The sequence below is a fragment of the Microvirga calopogonii genome, assembly GCF_003347665.1.
Lineage (GTDB): Bacteria > Pseudomonadota > Alphaproteobacteria > Rhizobiales > Beijerinckiaceae > Microvirga > Microvirga calopogonii.
Genome location: NZ_QDGA01000028.1, coordinates 17,498 through 32,175 on the forward strand (window position 1 = coordinate 17,498; position 14,678 = coordinate 32,175).

Genomic DNA, 14,678 nt, shown 5'->3' on the forward strand with positions numbered 1-14,678 from the left:
GCATACTCCTCAATTGCACAACGCACCTGATCCCAACAACGTTCCGCCACCAAACAAGTAGGCTTCGTCTATAGCCACCTGCGGGAATCCTGGATCAAAGAAGACGTATCCGATCCGGCGGCCGAGGCTCAACGGCTTATCACAGCACTCACCGAAGCTGGTTATGCAGTTGAGACAAACCAGTTCTTCACCGGATTGAACACCACGAGGCCGACGGCCGCCGACGCCGCTTCGATCGCAGCATAGACGGGATGGATGGCGGTCGAGTCGTACTTACATTGCAGAGTAATTCGGAATGTGCTATCCGTAACTCGCCAATAGGAGCGCAGATTATGGATTTCGCGATGGTCACCAAACCGAAGGATCTGGAAGCCGCCCGCGCCCAGATCGCTCTGCTGCAGCAAAATCAGCAGACGCTTCAGGCAGCCCAGTTTGCCCATCGCTCTGCCTTGAATGCTGTGGCTGCCAAGACGCCTTTCGGCCGCGATATGATCCGGCACCTCAACGCAGGCAGATCGATCGAGCAAGCATTCGGACTCGCCGCGACCCATTATGCGAAGATCCATGCCCATGAAGGGCTGGGGCGCGTTTGCTCATCAATTGCGAAGTTCGCTAAGGACCTGGGCCTGTTCATTCCGAGGAACAAGATGGAAAACCTGGCACGGAACGTTAAGACGATCGTTGAACGTGAACGCGAGGCCGGGCGTCAGCTCAACTAAGCCGCACTCACCGATCGTTTGCCTGCTTCGGCCCTTTGCCCCCAGATACCCAGGTTTTAGACAGTCGATGTCCAAACTGCTCCCACTTCTCGTAGCTCTCACGATGGCAGCGGGATCCGGCTATCTGGTCTTCTTCCGGTCATGAACGGATAGATTCGATGCTTCCTGGATTATGCCTAGTCGCCCTCTGTCTCGCAGTCGCTGTTTGGACCGCCGCACCTCTCGACCGGCTGAAGACAGTTCCTGTAAAACGGCGCACGTAGCCACAGTTCCTCAGATGCGCTGGCGACATTCCGTAGCCCCCAACCGATGTCCCGCGTAGGAAAGGCCGCTCAACGAGCGGCCTTTCTTTTTTTGCTCATCCGCCTCCGCACTACCAATCACCCGAGATCCGAATTAAAAGTACTGACATCGACAGAGCTTTTGCGAATCCATGAAACACCTCCTGTTGCTCATCTATGCTGCTCCCCTGGTCATCGTCTGGCTTTGCCTCCGCATTATGGGCATCGGCTCGATGAGATTTCTCAAGTTTCGGCTACGATCGAAAACCCAGGAGGTGACCGTCGCACCCCAAAAGCGGAGTAGCCGTCGACGCAGCCGATCCACACTATCCTCCGGTGGCGGCAGTGGGGCCATATCCGGAAACGGCGTACCAGGCTTGAACAGTTTGGCCACCTCCACCAAACCTGGGAAGCCGCAAAACTCTGGTCGGCCCGGCCTTAAAGACCGTTCGGCCGACATTATTCGGAAAGGCTTAAACGGCCAGATTGCCTCAGAACGGCGTGAGGCCGACCGGCTTCGAGGCGAGCAACAGCGGCTACACGAAGACACTCTCCGTAATGAGGAAAGTAACCGGCTTCAAGAAGAGGCGCGGCTGCGTGAGGAACTGGAGCGAGCTCAGGAAGAACGTCGACGTGAGGAAGATCGCTTGGAGGAGGAACGGCGGCGGGCCTACTCTTGAGGCCAACCGACAGCCGGCCGACCTACCGCAAGAAGACCTATCCCCTTCTACGAAAACCAGAATTTAAAGTTCTCGGGATAACAGGTTTGATAACCCATCGGCACGACGGGCAATAAAAGGCATAAATCATGAAGATTCTGAGGGGCAGTACCAAGCCTGAAGAGGGCCAAACCAGAAAGCACGTGAATGAACTCGGCGGTGGCTTCAACTGGCGCCCGATAGTTGGGATCCTGATGCTCGTCGCCGGCGGCATGGCTGCTGGCTGGGCCGGGATTTTGATCGTCCTTGGCATTGGCGTTGCCATCCAGGTATCCACCGCCCGTGATAAAAGAAAAGCCAACGATCCCTTCAAAGAGCACCTCGAGGGCCGAAAACTCGATTATTACACCAAGGCTCCCGGTGGTCGGATCGGTGTAGACGTTACAAACCGCACGATCATCCTTCAATTGAGGATGGGAACGACTCCAACAACGTTCGAGCTGACCGCTGACGACATCCGGGACTGGACTTGGCGGGTCGAGGGCTACTCGTGGACATCCTTCTCCACAAATCCTTTGACTGCCCAAATGAAGGCGGACTGGGAAGCTATCAAGGCAAAGGCGCAGGCAGCTGCCAACTCCGGAATGTTTATCAAGACGACCAGTATTGACTTCCCAGAGCTTTTTCTAGGATTCGGGATTGGACCTCAATATACCATGCTGTTGAAGAAGTGGGATGAGGTGCTAACCCAATTCTTCGAAGGCACGCTTCCTCCGCAGAACGTCACAAAAGTCATCCAATAGGGCGAAGCGAATCGGAATAGCGCGATATCAAATCGATACCGTCGGCATACTAGAGCGCGTTGACATTCACTTGGTCCAAATGAATGCGCTGACGAGGCAAAGGAGTGACATAAATGCCCGTGGGGTTTGTTCATAGCGGGTGGCGATGCGTCTGAAGTGTTTGATCTTCAGGAAGAAGCGCTCGACGAGGTTGCGCTCGCAATAAAGGGCGTAGTCGCAGGGGACTTGCGGCGATGTTGCCCTGGGCGGGATGACCGGCACGGCGTCCTGGCTTTCAATGGCCTCCCGCAATGGCTTGGCATCGTAGCCCTTGTCCCCCAGGACATGGTCGGCGGGAAGATCGGCGATCAAGGCTTCAGCCTGAGTGATATCGCTCACCTGTCCTGGCGTCAGGATGAAGCGGAGCGGATTGCCCAACGCATCCACGACGGCATGGATCTTGGTGGTCAGCCCGCCGCGGGAGCGTCCGATCGCACGAGCCTCACACCCCCCTTTTTGCCTGCCGCATGCTGGTGCGCCCGGACAATGGTTGCGTCGATCATGATGTATTCGAAGTCGGGCTCATCGGCCATGGCGGCAAAAAGCCGATCCCAGACGCCGCTCTTGGACCAGCGCGAGAAGCGAACAAAGGCGCTGTTCCAGTTGCCGAAGAGGTCCGGCAGATCTCGCCACGGCGACCCGGTTCGGGCTAACCAGAGCACGGCTTCCACGAACAGCCGGCTATCGACTGCCGTTCGGCCAGGATCCGTGCGTTTGCCCGGCAGATGCGGCTCCATGCGATCCCACTGGTGATCTTTCAAAATCAGACGCACTCCGCTCACCCAAGCCTCCGCTCGCAAAAGGAGCTTGAATCAGATTTGCGAGTTCGCGGGAATCCTGAATGTCAACGCGCTCTAAAACACCCGCCTAAAGGCGGGTGTTATTGCTTTCAGATACCGGCAATCTCGGAACTTTTGTCCACGCGTCCGGGAACTCAAATATTGTATGTCTACAAGATGAAGTACGACTTCGAGAGGCTTACAGCGTCATCGAGATGGATTGAGAAATCCGCCTGACCGTCGCCATCCACGTCTCCGTAGATGTACGTATCAGAAGCCGCTTTATCAAAACGGAGTTCACCAGCCTTCTTGCTGAACGCAGCGCTGCCGATAAAGCTGAAGGCCTGGTTCCCTTCGCTGGTGAGGTCCGCGTCGATTGCTCGTAGATCGATACGGTCCTTCTGAGACTTGGAAAAGTCAAAGATCGTGTCGCGGCCGCCGCTGTCGACCGTCGAGTCAGTAACGGACTTGAACACGAACGTGTCCTTCCCGGCTCCGCCGTAGAGGCGATCGCTTCCACCAGAACCCGCGATCGTATCGTTACCGGCGCCGCCATTGATCTTATCGCGGCCGTTCCCACCGGACAGACGATTTGCGGCAGACGTCCCGGTGATTGCGAACCCGAGCTCGAGGGCGATCGTGTCTCCGTTGTCGAATGCCAGCCCTTCAGCGTTCACATAGAGCGCATTCTTCGTGAAGCTGACGTTCTTCCTTGTGATCTCTAGCGACGTATCCGCCGCGACAATGTCGACTGCGTAGAGTGCCTTGCTTTTACCCGCGCCGAGCGCGTCGAACTTCAGTCCGTAGCCGTTGAACCCGCCTGTGTCGGGAACATCTAAGAACGTGCCAGAGTAGCCACTGATAACTTTATAGCTGAAACGGCTTCCGGAGATGTCAAACTGTGCCGGGACCACATTGTAGAGGTCGCCGTCCAACTCGTAGAATTTGGAGTTGTTGAATTCTATCTTGGCGGCAGAGATTTTGACCGTCGCCGGCTTCGTTATCGCGTGATCACGCTTCGGCGAGTAAATAGTTAACTCAACTTTAGTTCCGTTAAGCATCTTCAGCCCCTAGGCACACTTGATAAGCCCAAGCGTCCAGATAGCCGAACTGCATTATATTCTCAATCAGATTTGGACTCTGCAGCAGGCCAGACAATCAAACCCCAAAAGGTAGATCATGATGCGCAGCGGTCTCACTCGTGTCGAACACCAGCCCATCCCTGACGCCGATGCCGTCGCGGCACTCGCCCGCATTCTCTCGACGATGAACGGCCCCTCCACATTCACGTGCGGCAATACAGAAGCACCCGCGAAAGATGACGAGGAGGACCTAGGGAATCAGATCGCGGCCAACGCAATCCTTGACCAACTCGCAGCCAAGGGATTCGTGATTTCCCGGTCCGGTCAGGACAGGGCCCTCGGTCCGAAAGTGCGGGACACAGCGGCAGCACGGTTCACTGTTCTGTAACCGTCTGACGCTGTTCGCGACAAATATGTCTTCAATGGACTCGGCCCGACCGGGACTTATCTGCCATTCCCGCGCAATCCGTATTAAAACGCTGAAACGCGAAATAGGAATTCTCGAATCATGGCCGCCTTTTTGGATTCTATGTACTCTCTAGTGCTCTCACTTCCTTTGACACTTGCCGCGTTCGTCTTTGTCTTGGGCGTTGTAATTGCCGTTCACGAAGCCGGACACCTGTTCACGGGGCGAGCTTTCGGCATCAAGGCGGAAATCTACTCACTAGGGTTCGGGACATGCCTTTGGGCCAGGACTGATCGGAAAGGAACCGAGTGGCGGATTTGCCTGATCCCACTGGGCGGATACGTCAAATTCGCAGGTGATAAGAACGCAGCGAGCCAGAGCTCTCACGAAGCACTGGCTGAAATGAGCGAAGCCGAGCGAAAGGTGACGTTCTTCCATGCGCCTCTCATAGCAAGGGCGTGTACGATTGCCGCCGGCCCCCTCACGAACCTGATCCTGGCGGTTCTCGCCTTTGGCGCCGTCGCCTTTGTCCAGGGGCAACCCACCTTGAGCGGCCAGGTCGGCAGCATCACTCAGGGGACTCCGGCGGAAAAAGCAGGGATAAAGCCGGGTGATATTGTCACGGCCGTCAACGGGGCCCCGACGCCGGCAGCAGAGGACATCATCGCCGCCGTCGAGCGATCTCGGGATACTCCTATGATGATGACGATCCGGCGGGGTACAGAAACCCTGGATCTCAGCGTCACCGCAGTTCTCAAATCCAGGCCGATCAGTGAGGGGACGGCACACGAAACCTACCCCGTAGTTGGATTCGGTTTCTCTACCGCGCCTGAAAACATCTTCTATGTGCCCATGGGTCTTGCCGATGCTGTCACCAATGGGTTCAAGGTCACCTATAAGGTCGCCGAGATCACAGCCGTTACCATAAAGCGGATGATTACCGGTGAGGAAGGTATTGAGAACCTGTCTGGTCCGGTGAGGTTGGCAGCGATCTCCGGCACGTACGCGGAGGACCACGGGATTGAAGGTCTCATCCTCTTGATCGGCTTCGTATCGGTGTCTATCGGCTTCATGAACCTACTTCCGATTCCCGTCCTCGATGGCGGACATTTGACGATGTTCGCTTACGAGGCGGTCGCAAGGAAGCGCCCCAACAAGAAGGTCGAACAGTTCAGCTATGGCGTAGGCCTAGCGTTCGTGATGTCACTGATGATCTTTGCGACTCTGAACGACGTCGCACAATTGCTCTTCAAGTAGGCCTTGACCTCCACTGAACTATCGAGGGCTTGAGGCTCCTGTCTCGCCCTCGATCTTGCTCAATGCCTCGCTGCAACGTCGACGTCGCAGATTGCCCGACGGCAGCTTACCCATCCTGACCACTCCTTCGAAAAGCCGCCCGTGATGATCCCATGACAAGGGAGATACACTCATGCCCGAACACAAGGCTCTCCTTGAAGCCGTCGATGTCCTGAAAGACGCAGCATCGGGTTACGCTAACCGCGCGAAGGTCGAGTTGGCCTCAGATAGCCTTCTCGACATTCTTCTTGCCGACCAATCGCTCCCCGCGAAAGTACGACTCTATCTGGAGCTTCAAGAGATCCGCCGGGGCTTTCACGATCAAGCCCGGATCCACAGTTTGCTCGCAGTTTTTGGCCGGCTCAATGAGCCACTCCCACGGCGGCGGGCACGCTCCCGCACGCGAAAGAAGCCGGGGCCCAGACGATAAAACTCAAATCAAAATCGCTCTGGTAGAAGCCAATCAGATCCTTCCACACGTCCACCTTCAAACGAGAAACCAATCCGCAATGAGTAAAAGCCCACGTGGCGGCACATCGGTGATGGCTCATCGTCTCGGCCAAGAGGCCGACCATGCTCTGCCCGATGCGGACCAGTGGCGAAAGCTCGATCTCTTCCCGACGCCTCCGTGGGGCACAAGAGCGCTGTTCAAATATGTGTTGCCGGCGCTACAACTCCCTCCACGCATCCGTACAGTTTGGGAACCGGCCGCTGGGTTCGGGCACATGAGTGCCCCGCTCTCGGAATTTTCTCAGATGACCTTGGCGACCGATATCTATCCCTACGGGCCCCACCTCGACGCTCAGATCGACTTTACAAAGGCGGACCCGAACACGGCGCTGGTTGACTGGGTGATCACCAATCCGCCCTTCGATCATGCTTACGAGTTCCTCGAGCAGGCGATGCGGATCGCCCGAAGGGGGGTAGCGTTCCTTGTTCGCCTCGCATGGCTCGAAAGCAAGGGCCGATATAACAGCCTCTGGACCCAGACGCCCCCTTCAGTTGTCGCAGTGTTCACCGAACGGCTTCCGATGTGCCTGGGCGGCTGGGATCCAAAACTCTCAACGGCTACGGCCTACGCTTGGTATGTCTGGGTGCGGGACGAGCAAGGTCAGTGGCCGCGTGTTCAAAGCCTGCCCTTCTTCATTCCCACGTTTCTCATTCCCCCCGGCTGCAGGGAAGGGCTCACCCTTGAGAAGGACTTACTGCTGGCAGAGCGCTCAGTTCCCGGCTGGATTTCTCCCAGCGAGCGGAAAAGGCTGGAGAAGGTGCAGAAGCAGGCGATACGGTTAATGGCTGCGGAGTGATGTCGTTAACCACACAATGAATCCAGCAATAGATGGCAGTTGATAGTCTACTGAGGCGATAGATTGGGCGGAGTAAACAGGGGATAATGCGCCTTAGAAACTGTAGTCAACGTGTGAACAACTTTCGATCTGAACCGGTGATCTGAAACAGGGACTAAACCCCAGGAGCATCACATGATCGGACGTCTCGCGAGCCGCCGTATGTCACTTGAATCGACCCTCTCCGTTATCGGCACTGCCGGTCGCAAAGATGATGCCTCCCGCATGTCCGCGTATCTCTACGAGACGATGATGCGGGAGACATTTCGAGCCATAAACGACTTCGATATCCGGGATGGCATTTCCGGCGGAGCAGCTTGGGCTGATCACTGTGCGGTCACTGCGTTTCTTCAGGGCGCGCTCGAAGGTCTTACGCTCTACATCCCAGCGGAATTCGATGGCCGCCGCTTCGTCCCAGACGCCAGCATCCAGTTCAATCCGGGGAAGACGTCGAACTACTATCACGACATCTTCTCCCGGGCCTTGAACCGCGACACGCTCCGGGATCTGGCGGTTGCGCAGGAGCGGGGCGCTCGCTTTGTCGTGAATCCGGGCTTTAAAAACCGGAACAGCGATGTCGCGAGATCGGGCGCGATGCTCTGCTTCACGTTCGGCACATCGGCAGCCGCTGCCGTCGATTTCCGCCCCGGCGATGCTGGGTTCAGCGATAGCCGCGCTGGCGGCGTGAAGGACGGCGGTTCCGCCGATACCTGGACTAAGGCCACGTCGCAGGCCGTCAAACGCCACGTCAACCTTTTCAGGTTGGCGCAGGACCTTGTTGCGTAGGAATGAGCGAGAGTTGCGCCATGGCACCGACCCCTGAGTGGACGATCTTCTGGGCCCTGCCCCACAACGAGGGCATGCACGTCCTTTGGCATAAGGGTGAATCCCGCATCATGTTTGCGCCCGACGAAAAGACGCCAGGCAATAGCCTCATGGCAAACCTGATCCTGGATCGCCTCAACTCAGGCGAAGAAACACCGGAGTATCACGAGAATGGCGACTGGATCATCGACCGTCCTGAGGGGACCGGATCCGAAGATAACGGTGTCCTAATCCTTGATATTGATGGCGATGTGCGCCTCGAAGTTCTCGATACGGACGATCTCGAGGCGAATCTGGCTCTGGCCCAGAAGGTGGCCATGATTCTGAATACGACGGATTTCTCGAAGCTGGCCTCGCTCCCATTGGTCCGCATTCCCCCCACCCTTCCGGCTCCCTTTGTCAAAACGTTTCCTCTTCGAACTTACGGATAAGGCCACGGCCAACTCCATAGTCAGGCAAATGCACCGGCATTCGTCCGAGGTCGGCGTGTCGGTTAAGCAGCTCCTGATCCGGGACCGAAAATCCCGCAACATCCTCGGTGTCGGAATCCTCGGTCGCCCAGTATCCCAGATACTCGACGACGGACTGACCTTGGAGGTCAGCCGCACGGCAACAGATGGCACCGCCCATGCATGCTCTGCCCTTCTGGGGGCGCTTGCTCGCGAGGCCAAATCGATCAAATTACGCGGCCATACAATCTATCGCCTCACGACATATACCCGCATTTCGGAGAGTGGAGCGTCACTAAGAGCGGCTGGATGGCGGCTGGACGTTCACCATCACTCCCGCTTTATCTGGACCCGTGGGCATGGCGCCAAGCGAATTCTCGTCCCGATCGAGCCAAAGACGTGGTCCAACTCCAGTCGAAGGCGGCCGATACGCCCACTAGGTGAGCCGCGCCTACGATGGATTAAGCTGCTCCCCGCCGCGCTTAACGATAATGCGGCATTCGAGATGGGCCGAGCAGCAGCCGGGGCCGGTGCTAAGATCTCGGCCAATCCATTCTCGTATCCGGTGCTCCGACAAGACGGAGTCTCCCAGACGGACTTTATCGGGGAGGATCTTTGGGAAGTATGGCGCGAAGGATACCATCTGACCTCTTATAGATGACCGATATGGCGTGAGACGCCCTGCTCATCGCTTACTGCTTGGGGTGCCGCCTTCACGGGACAACTCGCAGAGCCACTCCCACCTGAGGAACGCCATCTCCATGATCTCCAATCGCCTTGAAGGAGCGGCTCATTCGATGCCTGTCTCACATGCACTCTCAGCAGATGATTGCACTTCGCAGCGGACAAATCTCAGGTGCCTCTGCTGTGGAAGGCACGACAGGATCGATATCGCCGCTTTGGTCTGGGTTCGCCATTCGGCCGGCGGAACAGATCCCAACGAGGCCGCTGACCAAAGCCATGAGTGGTCGGACGACAGCCCGACTGTTTGTCGGTCGTGTGGTCACGCCGGAACCGCTCGGGAGTTTGGCGCCTCGGAAGAGTCCTGAACTTAGTCGTGGATGACGGCAGCTCGCCAGCTGAACATCCTGCACTTGGCGGCTAGTGTGCCGCCAACTCTCGATACACTGAACTTTATCCCATGATCAGACCTATAATCGCCTTCACAACCCTCCTCCTGTCTGTCAGCCCCCTCTGGGCACAGACGATCACAGGCCGCGCCAGCGTGATCGACGGCGACACCCTCGAAATCCGCGGCACCCGAATCCGGTTTCACGGCGTCGATGCCCCGGAAAGCGCCCAGCTCTGCCAGGACGCCGGCGGGCGGGCCTATCGCTGTGGCCAACAGGCGGCGTTAGCACTGTCCGATAAAATCGGCTCTGCAAATGTCACCTGTCAGCAAAAAGACGTCGATCGGTATCAGCGAATTGTCGCCCAGTGCTCGGCGAATCGTATTGACCTCAATGGGTGGCTGATCGAGCAGGGCTACGCTCTTGCCTATCGGCAGTACAGTACCGAGTACGTTCCGCAAGAAGATGCCGCTCGAAAGGCCAAACGCGGCCTTTGGGCCGGGTCTTTCACCCCGCCATGGGACTGGCGGCGAGGAGAACGCGGACCATCGAAGGCAGAGCCGGCCCCGCAGGTATCAAGCTCACGCCCGCAGTCCACCTCCAGCGACTGCAGAATCAAGGGTAACATCAGCGCGAAAGGCGAGAAGATCTATCACCTGCCTGGCAGCCGCGCTTATGACCGTACTGTGGTGAACGAGGCCGCCGGCGAACGGTGGTTCTGCTCTGAAAGCGACGCAATCACTGCAGGTTGGCGAGCCCCCAAAGGGTAGCTCGGAAATCCACGGGAGCCTCCGCTTAACCTCACGCCTGGTTGAAGAGTAGAAATGAAACCGACCTTTCTCCCTCCCCTCGCCCTCCTCCTTCTCACGACAACCCCCTCTTTGGCTCTCACAGATGCCGATCGAGACGCGGCGATCAAGGTTGCTAAAGCTCACACGTTGGATGGCTACATCCAATGCGGCAAAGAAATGGGCAGGCCGGTTGTTCTCGATCCTGAGCCGATGGATTTGAACGGCGACGGTGTAGAAGAAGTCATGATCACCGCCAGGCATGAGGATGGCGGCGCCGGGTGCTTTGGTCGTGTTGGTGTGAGCAAGACGCTCATGATCAAAACCAAATCTGGCGAGTGGAAAGCCAACCTCGGCTACCTGAGCGATCCGATCACGGTGATGCCGGAGAAATCAGGCGGGTTCCCCGATCTTGAGTTGGGTGGCCCCGGATTCTGCCACCCGATCTGGCGCTGGAATGGCGCCGAGTACGATCTCTATCGACGGTGTGTAGACGGTAAGCTGGTGATGGCGCCAGACTTCAAGTCGGCGGTTCCTGGAACCAAGGCCTCAGCGGCAGCCCCGACCAAGGCGGCTCGATACGAGGATCTCATGATCTGGAAGGAGGATATCGTCTACCTCCACAATGGATCGATGATGCACGTCAACAAGGGTGCCGGCGAGATCCGCTACTACGAGCCGAAGTCGTCTATCTCGGGGACTGTCCAGCAGGGTACGGTGTTGTTCCGAGGCGAGTTTAAGAATGCGCCGGGGCTGGAAGCACGTGGCATCGCCGAAGGCACAGCATATGTCTTCAAGAAGGGGTGTGAGCCTGCTCCCTACCCAGTTTCGGGAACATACAATTCCTATTCCATCACGCTGAAAGGGGCGGCCCCGAAAAGGGCAAAGGATTCTTGCGCAATTCTAGAGGCGACCAAGAGCAGTCCGCACTCTGTCCTCAAGTTTGAGACGCCGTCAGACTATTGAGGGCACGCATGCGCTGGGCCTATCTGCCGTCGGCCCTGTACATGGCCTTCGCCGCCTATGTTTGGATTGACTTCACCCACACAGCCCGAGATGGCCTCGCCAATCTCGGGCTCCTGCTGGCAACCTTTCCCGTGGCTGCGCTGGGGGTTGTCCTTACCTCGGCTCTGGGCCAGTCGGGCTTTGTCCTCATTCCGAGCGGGATGGGCTACTACACGGCACATGCAATCTACTTTTGGCCGGCGGCAGTCCTGACCGCCTACCTGCTCTACGTCGTGTGCTCGGCTCCAATGTGGCTATGGCGGCGGATCATCCGGTCACGCCAGAACCGCTCCTAATTGACCGCCCGTCTTAGGCTTCACCGGCGATCACAACCTCCCGCGGATCCTTGTCCTCTCGCAGCCCTAAAAAGGCCGGGTGGCGCAGGATTCTGTCCCGGGTCCATTCGGTGAACTCAACCTGAGCCAGGTAGCGCGGTTTCACCCAATGTACCTTGGCGCGCATATAGGTGCCCTTCGGCAAAACGGCTGTCGGGTCCGTCTGCTCGATCTTCTCTAGTCGCTTCTGGAACCCGATCAGGAACTCTCGCGAGTATCCGGTACCGACCTTGCCGGCATAGCGAATCTCACCTTCGGGCGTATAATAGCCAACCAGAAGCGCTCCAAATCCGACACGCGACCGCTGCGGCTCGGTATACCCGATGATGATGAACTCCTCGGTATTGAGGCATTTGACCTTCAGCCAGTCTTCGCTTCGGGTTCCGGTGTAGAGAGAATCCCGCCGTTTGGAGATGATCCCTTCCAGGCGCAACTGGCAGGCCTGCTTGTAGAGCGCCTTCCCTCCACCGACACGATGCTCGCTAACCCGGATCGTCGCGGGGGCTTTCGCTAACAGCTTCGACAGCCTTCGCTTGCGCTCTTCCAAAGGAAGGCCTCTCAGGTCTTCGCCGTCAAGGAACAGGAGGTCGAACGCCACATAGACCAGATCTGCCGTCTGCTCTTTGGAAAGGGCATCCTGCAATGCTGCGAAAGAGCTAACCCCGCTCTCGGCAAGTTTCACGATCTCACCGTCTAGGACAGTCCCCGATCGACCGAACCTGGTGAATGCCTCCGCCAGCTCGGGGAAGCGGGCGGTCCAATCCTGATCATTCCGGGTGATCAGGCGTGCCGGGCCAGCGTCCATGCGGGCGAGCATGCGATACCCGTCAAATTTCACCTCATGTAACCACTCGTCCGTGTCGAGGGCCTCCTTTGTCAGGACGGCCAACTCGACCGGGATGCGACTTGGAAGCGGCGAGACAACTCGCCTTGCTTTTTGTGGTGAGGTACGCGGATTGACCATTGCCCGAAATCAACAATCATAACCGTCCCAGGTTCCATTGTAACACACGATAAAGCCGTAGGCAGATTATGCCTGCGGCTTCATTTGTGGCGTCGCTGCCAAACCCCGCTTACTGACCAGATTTCGGGAGAAACTTCAGGACATCCTGTGGACGATCGATAATGGGTTGATCCACCCGATCCTGAGCCCTGTAGCCAAGAGATTGCGCAAATTCGGCGCCACCGGAGTTGAACGAGTCGAAAATCCGTCCGTGGCACACGGCGAAATACTGTGCGATCGAAATCGCATTCGCGTGGCCATATCGGCCTGCATCGTCAAGAGTGAGGAAATCAACCAAATATTTGCCCTCAGATGGGGAAACAACGGCAGGCATCTCCTTCGAGCAGAAAACATAGCTCGCGCCGGCTGCTCGAAGTCGGGTCTTCTTCTTCGGGTTGTGCATCGAGAACGACCAAGTTTCTCCTTCGACGCGGAAGAGAACTCCTGCCTGATGGAAAAGGGTGGGCTCGATATACTCGACAGTCGGTGTGATGCACTCTCCTTGAGCGCACCAGTCAGGGAGAGGCTTTGCAATAGGTTTTCCAGGAACGCGAGATTGAGCGTTCGCACTGACAGCAAGGCACATCAGGCCCAATACAACGAAGACTCTTCTCATGATCCCTCAAGAGGCAATGCGAGCACTAGCGGATATGGATGCTTGATCGCAGACTGCCTCAAACGCCTGCGCTACCCTCGCCACTGCTAGATAAATTCTTACCTTTGACGGGCCTTGAGCAACCTCTTCAACGGCCGTCGTGATCGCGGCCGAGATCTTCGCCTCAGCGATGCGCGAATTGAATATGAACTGGAAACCCTCCCTCACATCTCGTACTTCGGAGCGCGTGAGAAGGGTTGAACGTGCCGGCTCTAGGACCTTTCGAACGTAAGCTAGGGCCACTATGACCATGATCGTATCAAACAGGTCATCCGCGTATCCGAGCAAATCGAGAGCTCGGCTCGAAAGGAACCGGGCGAGGATAATTTCTGCCCCCTTGACGGTGGCATTCAGACGAAGATCATCATGGACTGCGACAAGGAAATCCGAATTCCGATTTAGCTCCCACCCATCTTCGGATAAGAGAGGCTCCCAGTTTGGATCAGCGCACAGGCCAAGGTGCTCTAACGGAGTCCCGCCCTCCTCCATAAGATCGTCGCCGAATATGACGTCTTGATTCTCGGCATCGAGAACCACAACTTCAATCGGCGCAATCTTTATATTGGCGCCCATAAACAACGTCTCCGCAGCGTCCTTCAGCTGCTCCACGCCTTTCATCCGAAGCGACAGGGACTTTTTCTCGTCTGCGAGGGTCGCAAGGGTATAGCTAAAGTTTGTAACGAGCTCCTGCGGGCTCCAGCCATCCCACGAGACGCTTCGCCCTGAGACGGTCGAATAAACCACCGGCAGCGGGCCGCCATCGCCCCAAGCCCGCAAGAGCCAGAATGGCTCGTTGGTCTCCTCATCCTCCACGACCTCGAAGTCGACCCACCTTACTTCGCCTTCTACGAACCTAAGAACCTCCACGACATTCACCGAGTCCTCCAATCCGTCCTCAGCGGCGTCATACACCGAATCAAGGTCGATCCTGGTCGCTGTGGGGAGACGTTGGAAGATCACCCTCGCTGGCGGCTCACTGTCCTGATCTGGATGAAGGTCTTCTTCAATGAACTCCGGCGACAGGATCTGATGGCCGGACTTCTCATGGCGGACTGCATCAAGAGATTGGCTCCAGTCCTCATCGACGACCTGTCTCACGTGCTCCAGCAGCTCTCCAGGGCCACGGAAGCGAATGAGG

Annotated in this window: 18 protein-coding genes; 13 read left to right on the forward strand and 5 right to left on the reverse strand. The window is 57.2% G+C overall.

What is annotated here, in order from left to right:
• Positions 1–332: 332 nt before the first annotated feature.
• From DDF70_RS19400 to DDF70_RS19405, 3 genes are all read left to right on the forward strand, one after another.
• Complete coding sequence (locus DDF70_RS19400; protein ID WP_114946492.1) at positions 333–719, forward strand: hypothetical protein; 387 nt, start codon at positions 333–335, stop codon at positions 717–719.
• Between the two features lie 767 nt (positions 720–1,486).
• Complete coding sequence (locus DDF70_RS36685; protein WP_162820508.1) at positions 1,487–1,747, forward strand: hypothetical protein; 261 nt, start codon at positions 1,487–1,489, stop codon at positions 1,745–1,747.
• A gap of 61 nt (positions 1,748–1,808) precedes the next feature.
• Positions 1,809–2,462, forward strand: a complete 654-nt coding sequence (locus DDF70_RS19405) for a hypothetical protein (RefSeq protein WP_114946493.1) — start codon at positions 1,809–1,811, stop codon at positions 2,460–2,462.
• A 66-nt stretch (positions 2,463–2,528) separates the two neighbouring features.
• Here the strand turns inward: DDF70_RS19405 and DDF70_RS19410 are convergent.
• Both DDF70_RS19410 and DDF70_RS19415 read right to left on the reverse strand, forming a co-directional pair.
• Positions 2,529–3,238, reverse strand: a protein-coding gene (locus tag DDF70_RS19410) for an IS5 family transposase (protein ID WP_205772452.1) whose coding sequence is annotated in 2 segments (ribosomal slippage) — positions 2,529–2,959 and positions 2,959–3,238 — 711 coding nt in all. Because the reading frame shifts where the segments join, the coding sequence is not laid out codon by codon here.
• A 212-nt stretch (positions 3,239–3,450) separates the two neighbouring features.
• Positions 3,451–4,341: a calcium-binding protein gene (locus tag DDF70_RS19415; RefSeq protein ID WP_114946495.1), complete on the reverse strand. Its 891-nt coding sequence runs from the start codon at positions 4,339–4,341 to the stop codon at positions 3,451–3,453.
• 118 nt (positions 4,342–4,459) lie between these two features.
• On the opposite strand from DDF70_RS19415, the gene DDF70_RS19420 reads away from it, so the two are divergent.
• The 10 genes from DDF70_RS19420 to DDF70_RS19465 all read left to right on the forward strand — a co-directional run bounded on the left by DDF70_RS19420 (position 4,460) and on the right by DDF70_RS19465 (position 11,843).
• Positions 4,460–4,750, forward strand: coding sequence for a hypothetical protein (locus DDF70_RS19420; RefSeq protein WP_114946496.1), 291 nt, complete (start codon positions 4,460–4,462; stop codon positions 4,748–4,750).
• A 120-nt stretch (positions 4,751–4,870) separates the two neighbouring features.
• The gene (locus DDF70_RS19425; RefSeq protein ID WP_114946497.1) at positions 4,871–6,025 is read left to right on the forward strand and encodes a M50 family metallopeptidase; all 1,155 of its coding nucleotides are present in this window, start codon (positions 4,871–4,873) and stop codon (positions 6,023–6,025) included.
• Between the two features lie 172 nt (positions 6,026–6,197).
• Positions 6,198–6,494 (forward strand): hypothetical protein, encoded by a 297-nt coding sequence (locus DDF70_RS19430; protein WP_114946498.1) that lies wholly within the window; start codon positions 6,198–6,200, stop codon positions 6,492–6,494.
• Positions 6,495–6,606: 112 nt separating this feature from the next.
• A complete protein-coding gene (locus DDF70_RS19435; RefSeq protein WP_114946499.1) occupies positions 6,607–7,371 on the forward strand; it encodes an SAM-dependent DNA methyltransferase in 765 nt (254 codons plus the stop codon).
• 174 nt (positions 7,372–7,545) lie between these two features.
• Positions 7,546–8,196, forward strand: coding sequence for a hypothetical protein (locus DDF70_RS19440; RefSeq protein ID WP_114946500.1), 651 nt, complete (start codon positions 7,546–7,548; stop codon positions 8,194–8,196).
• 110 nt (positions 8,197–8,306) lie between these two features.
• Positions 8,307–8,666: a hypothetical protein gene (locus DDF70_RS19445; protein WP_162820509.1), complete on the forward strand. Its 360-nt coding sequence runs from the start codon at positions 8,307–8,309 to the stop codon at positions 8,664–8,666.
• Entirely contained in the window at positions 8,632–9,345 is a 714-nt protein-coding gene (locus tag DDF70_RS39030) for an XF1762 family protein (RefSeq protein WP_342633932.1), read from the forward strand. The genes DDF70_RS19445 and DDF70_RS39030 overlap by 35 nt, the downstream gene beginning before the upstream one ends.
• A gap of 564 nt (positions 9,346–9,909) precedes the next feature.
• Positions 9,910–10,524: a thermonuclease family protein gene (locus DDF70_RS19455; RefSeq protein WP_342633933.1), complete on the forward strand. Its 615-nt coding sequence runs from the start codon at positions 9,910–9,912 to the stop codon at positions 10,522–10,524.
• Positions 10,525–10,578: 54 nt separating this feature from the next.
• Entirely contained in the window at positions 10,579–11,508 is a 930-nt protein-coding gene (locus DDF70_RS19460; RefSeq protein ID WP_114946504.1) for a hypothetical protein, read from the forward strand.
• Between the two features lie 8 nt (positions 11,509–11,516).
• Complete coding sequence (locus DDF70_RS19465) at positions 11,517–11,843, forward strand: hypothetical protein (RefSeq protein ID WP_114946505.1); 327 nt, start codon at positions 11,517–11,519, stop codon at positions 11,841–11,843.
• Between the two features lie 13 nt (positions 11,844–11,856).
• Here DDF70_RS19465 and ligD read toward each other — a convergent pair whose 3' ends face one another.
• From ligD to DDF70_RS39230, 3 genes are all read right to left on the reverse strand, one after another.
• Positions 11,857–12,846, reverse strand: a complete 990-nt coding sequence (ligD, locus tag DDF70_RS19470; RefSeq protein ID WP_114946506.1) for a non-homologous end-joining DNA ligase — start codon at positions 12,844–12,846, stop codon at positions 11,857–11,859.
• Positions 12,847–12,955: 109 nt separating this feature from the next.
• A complete protein-coding gene (locus DDF70_RS19475) occupies positions 12,956–13,501 on the reverse strand; it encodes a hypothetical protein (protein WP_114946507.1) in 546 nt (181 codons plus the stop codon).
• Positions 13,502–13,507: 6 nt separating this feature from the next.
• A complete protein-coding gene (locus DDF70_RS39230) occupies positions 13,508–14,452 on the reverse strand; it encodes a hypothetical protein (RefSeq protein WP_425374093.1) in 945 nt (314 codons plus the stop codon).
• Between the last annotated feature and the right edge of the window lie 226 nt (positions 14,453–14,678).

Coding starts and splice junctions, on each gene's coding strand:
- DDF70_RS19400 (WP_114946492.1), top strand. CDS start 333: ATGGATTTCGCGATGGTCACCAAACCGAAGGATCTGGAAGCCGCCCGC.
- DDF70_RS19405 (WP_114946493.1), top strand. CDS start 1,809: ATGAAGATTCTGAGGGGCAGTACCAAGCCTGAAGAGGGCCAAACCAGA.
- DDF70_RS19415 (WP_114946495.1), bottom strand. CDS start 4,341: ATGCTTAACGGAACTAAAGTTGAGTTAACTATTTACTCGCCGAAGCGT.
- DDF70_RS19420 (WP_114946496.1), top strand. CDS start 4,460: ATGATGCGCAGCGGTCTCACTCGTGTCGAACACCAGCCCATCCCTGAC.
- DDF70_RS19425 (WP_114946497.1), top strand. CDS start 4,871: ATGGCCGCCTTTTTGGATTCTATGTACTCTCTAGTGCTCTCACTTCCT.
- DDF70_RS19430 (WP_114946498.1), top strand. CDS start 6,198: ATGCCCGAACACAAGGCTCTCCTTGAAGCCGTCGATGTCCTGAAAGAC.
- DDF70_RS19435 (WP_114946499.1), top strand. CDS start 6,607: ATGGCTCATCGTCTCGGCCAAGAGGCCGACCATGCTCTGCCCGATGCG.
- DDF70_RS19440 (WP_114946500.1), top strand. CDS start 7,546: ATGATCGGACGTCTCGCGAGCCGCCGTATGTCACTTGAATCGACCCTC.
- DDF70_RS19445 (WP_162820509.1), top strand. CDS start 8,307: ATGTTTGCGCCCGACGAAAAGACGCCAGGCAATAGCCTCATGGCAAAC.
- DDF70_RS19460 (WP_114946504.1), top strand. CDS start 10,579: ATGAAACCGACCTTTCTCCCTCCCCTCGCCCTCCTCCTTCTCACGACA.
- DDF70_RS19465 (WP_114946505.1), top strand. CDS start 11,517: ATGCGCTGGGCCTATCTGCCGTCGGCCCTGTACATGGCCTTCGCCGCC.
- ligD (WP_114946506.1), bottom strand. CDS start 12,846: ATGGTCAATCCGCGTACCTCACCACAAAAAGCAAGGCGAGTTGTCTCG.
- DDF70_RS19475 (WP_114946507.1), bottom strand. CDS start 13,501: ATGAGAAGAGTCTTCGTTGTATTGGGCCTGATGTGCCTTGCTGTCAGT.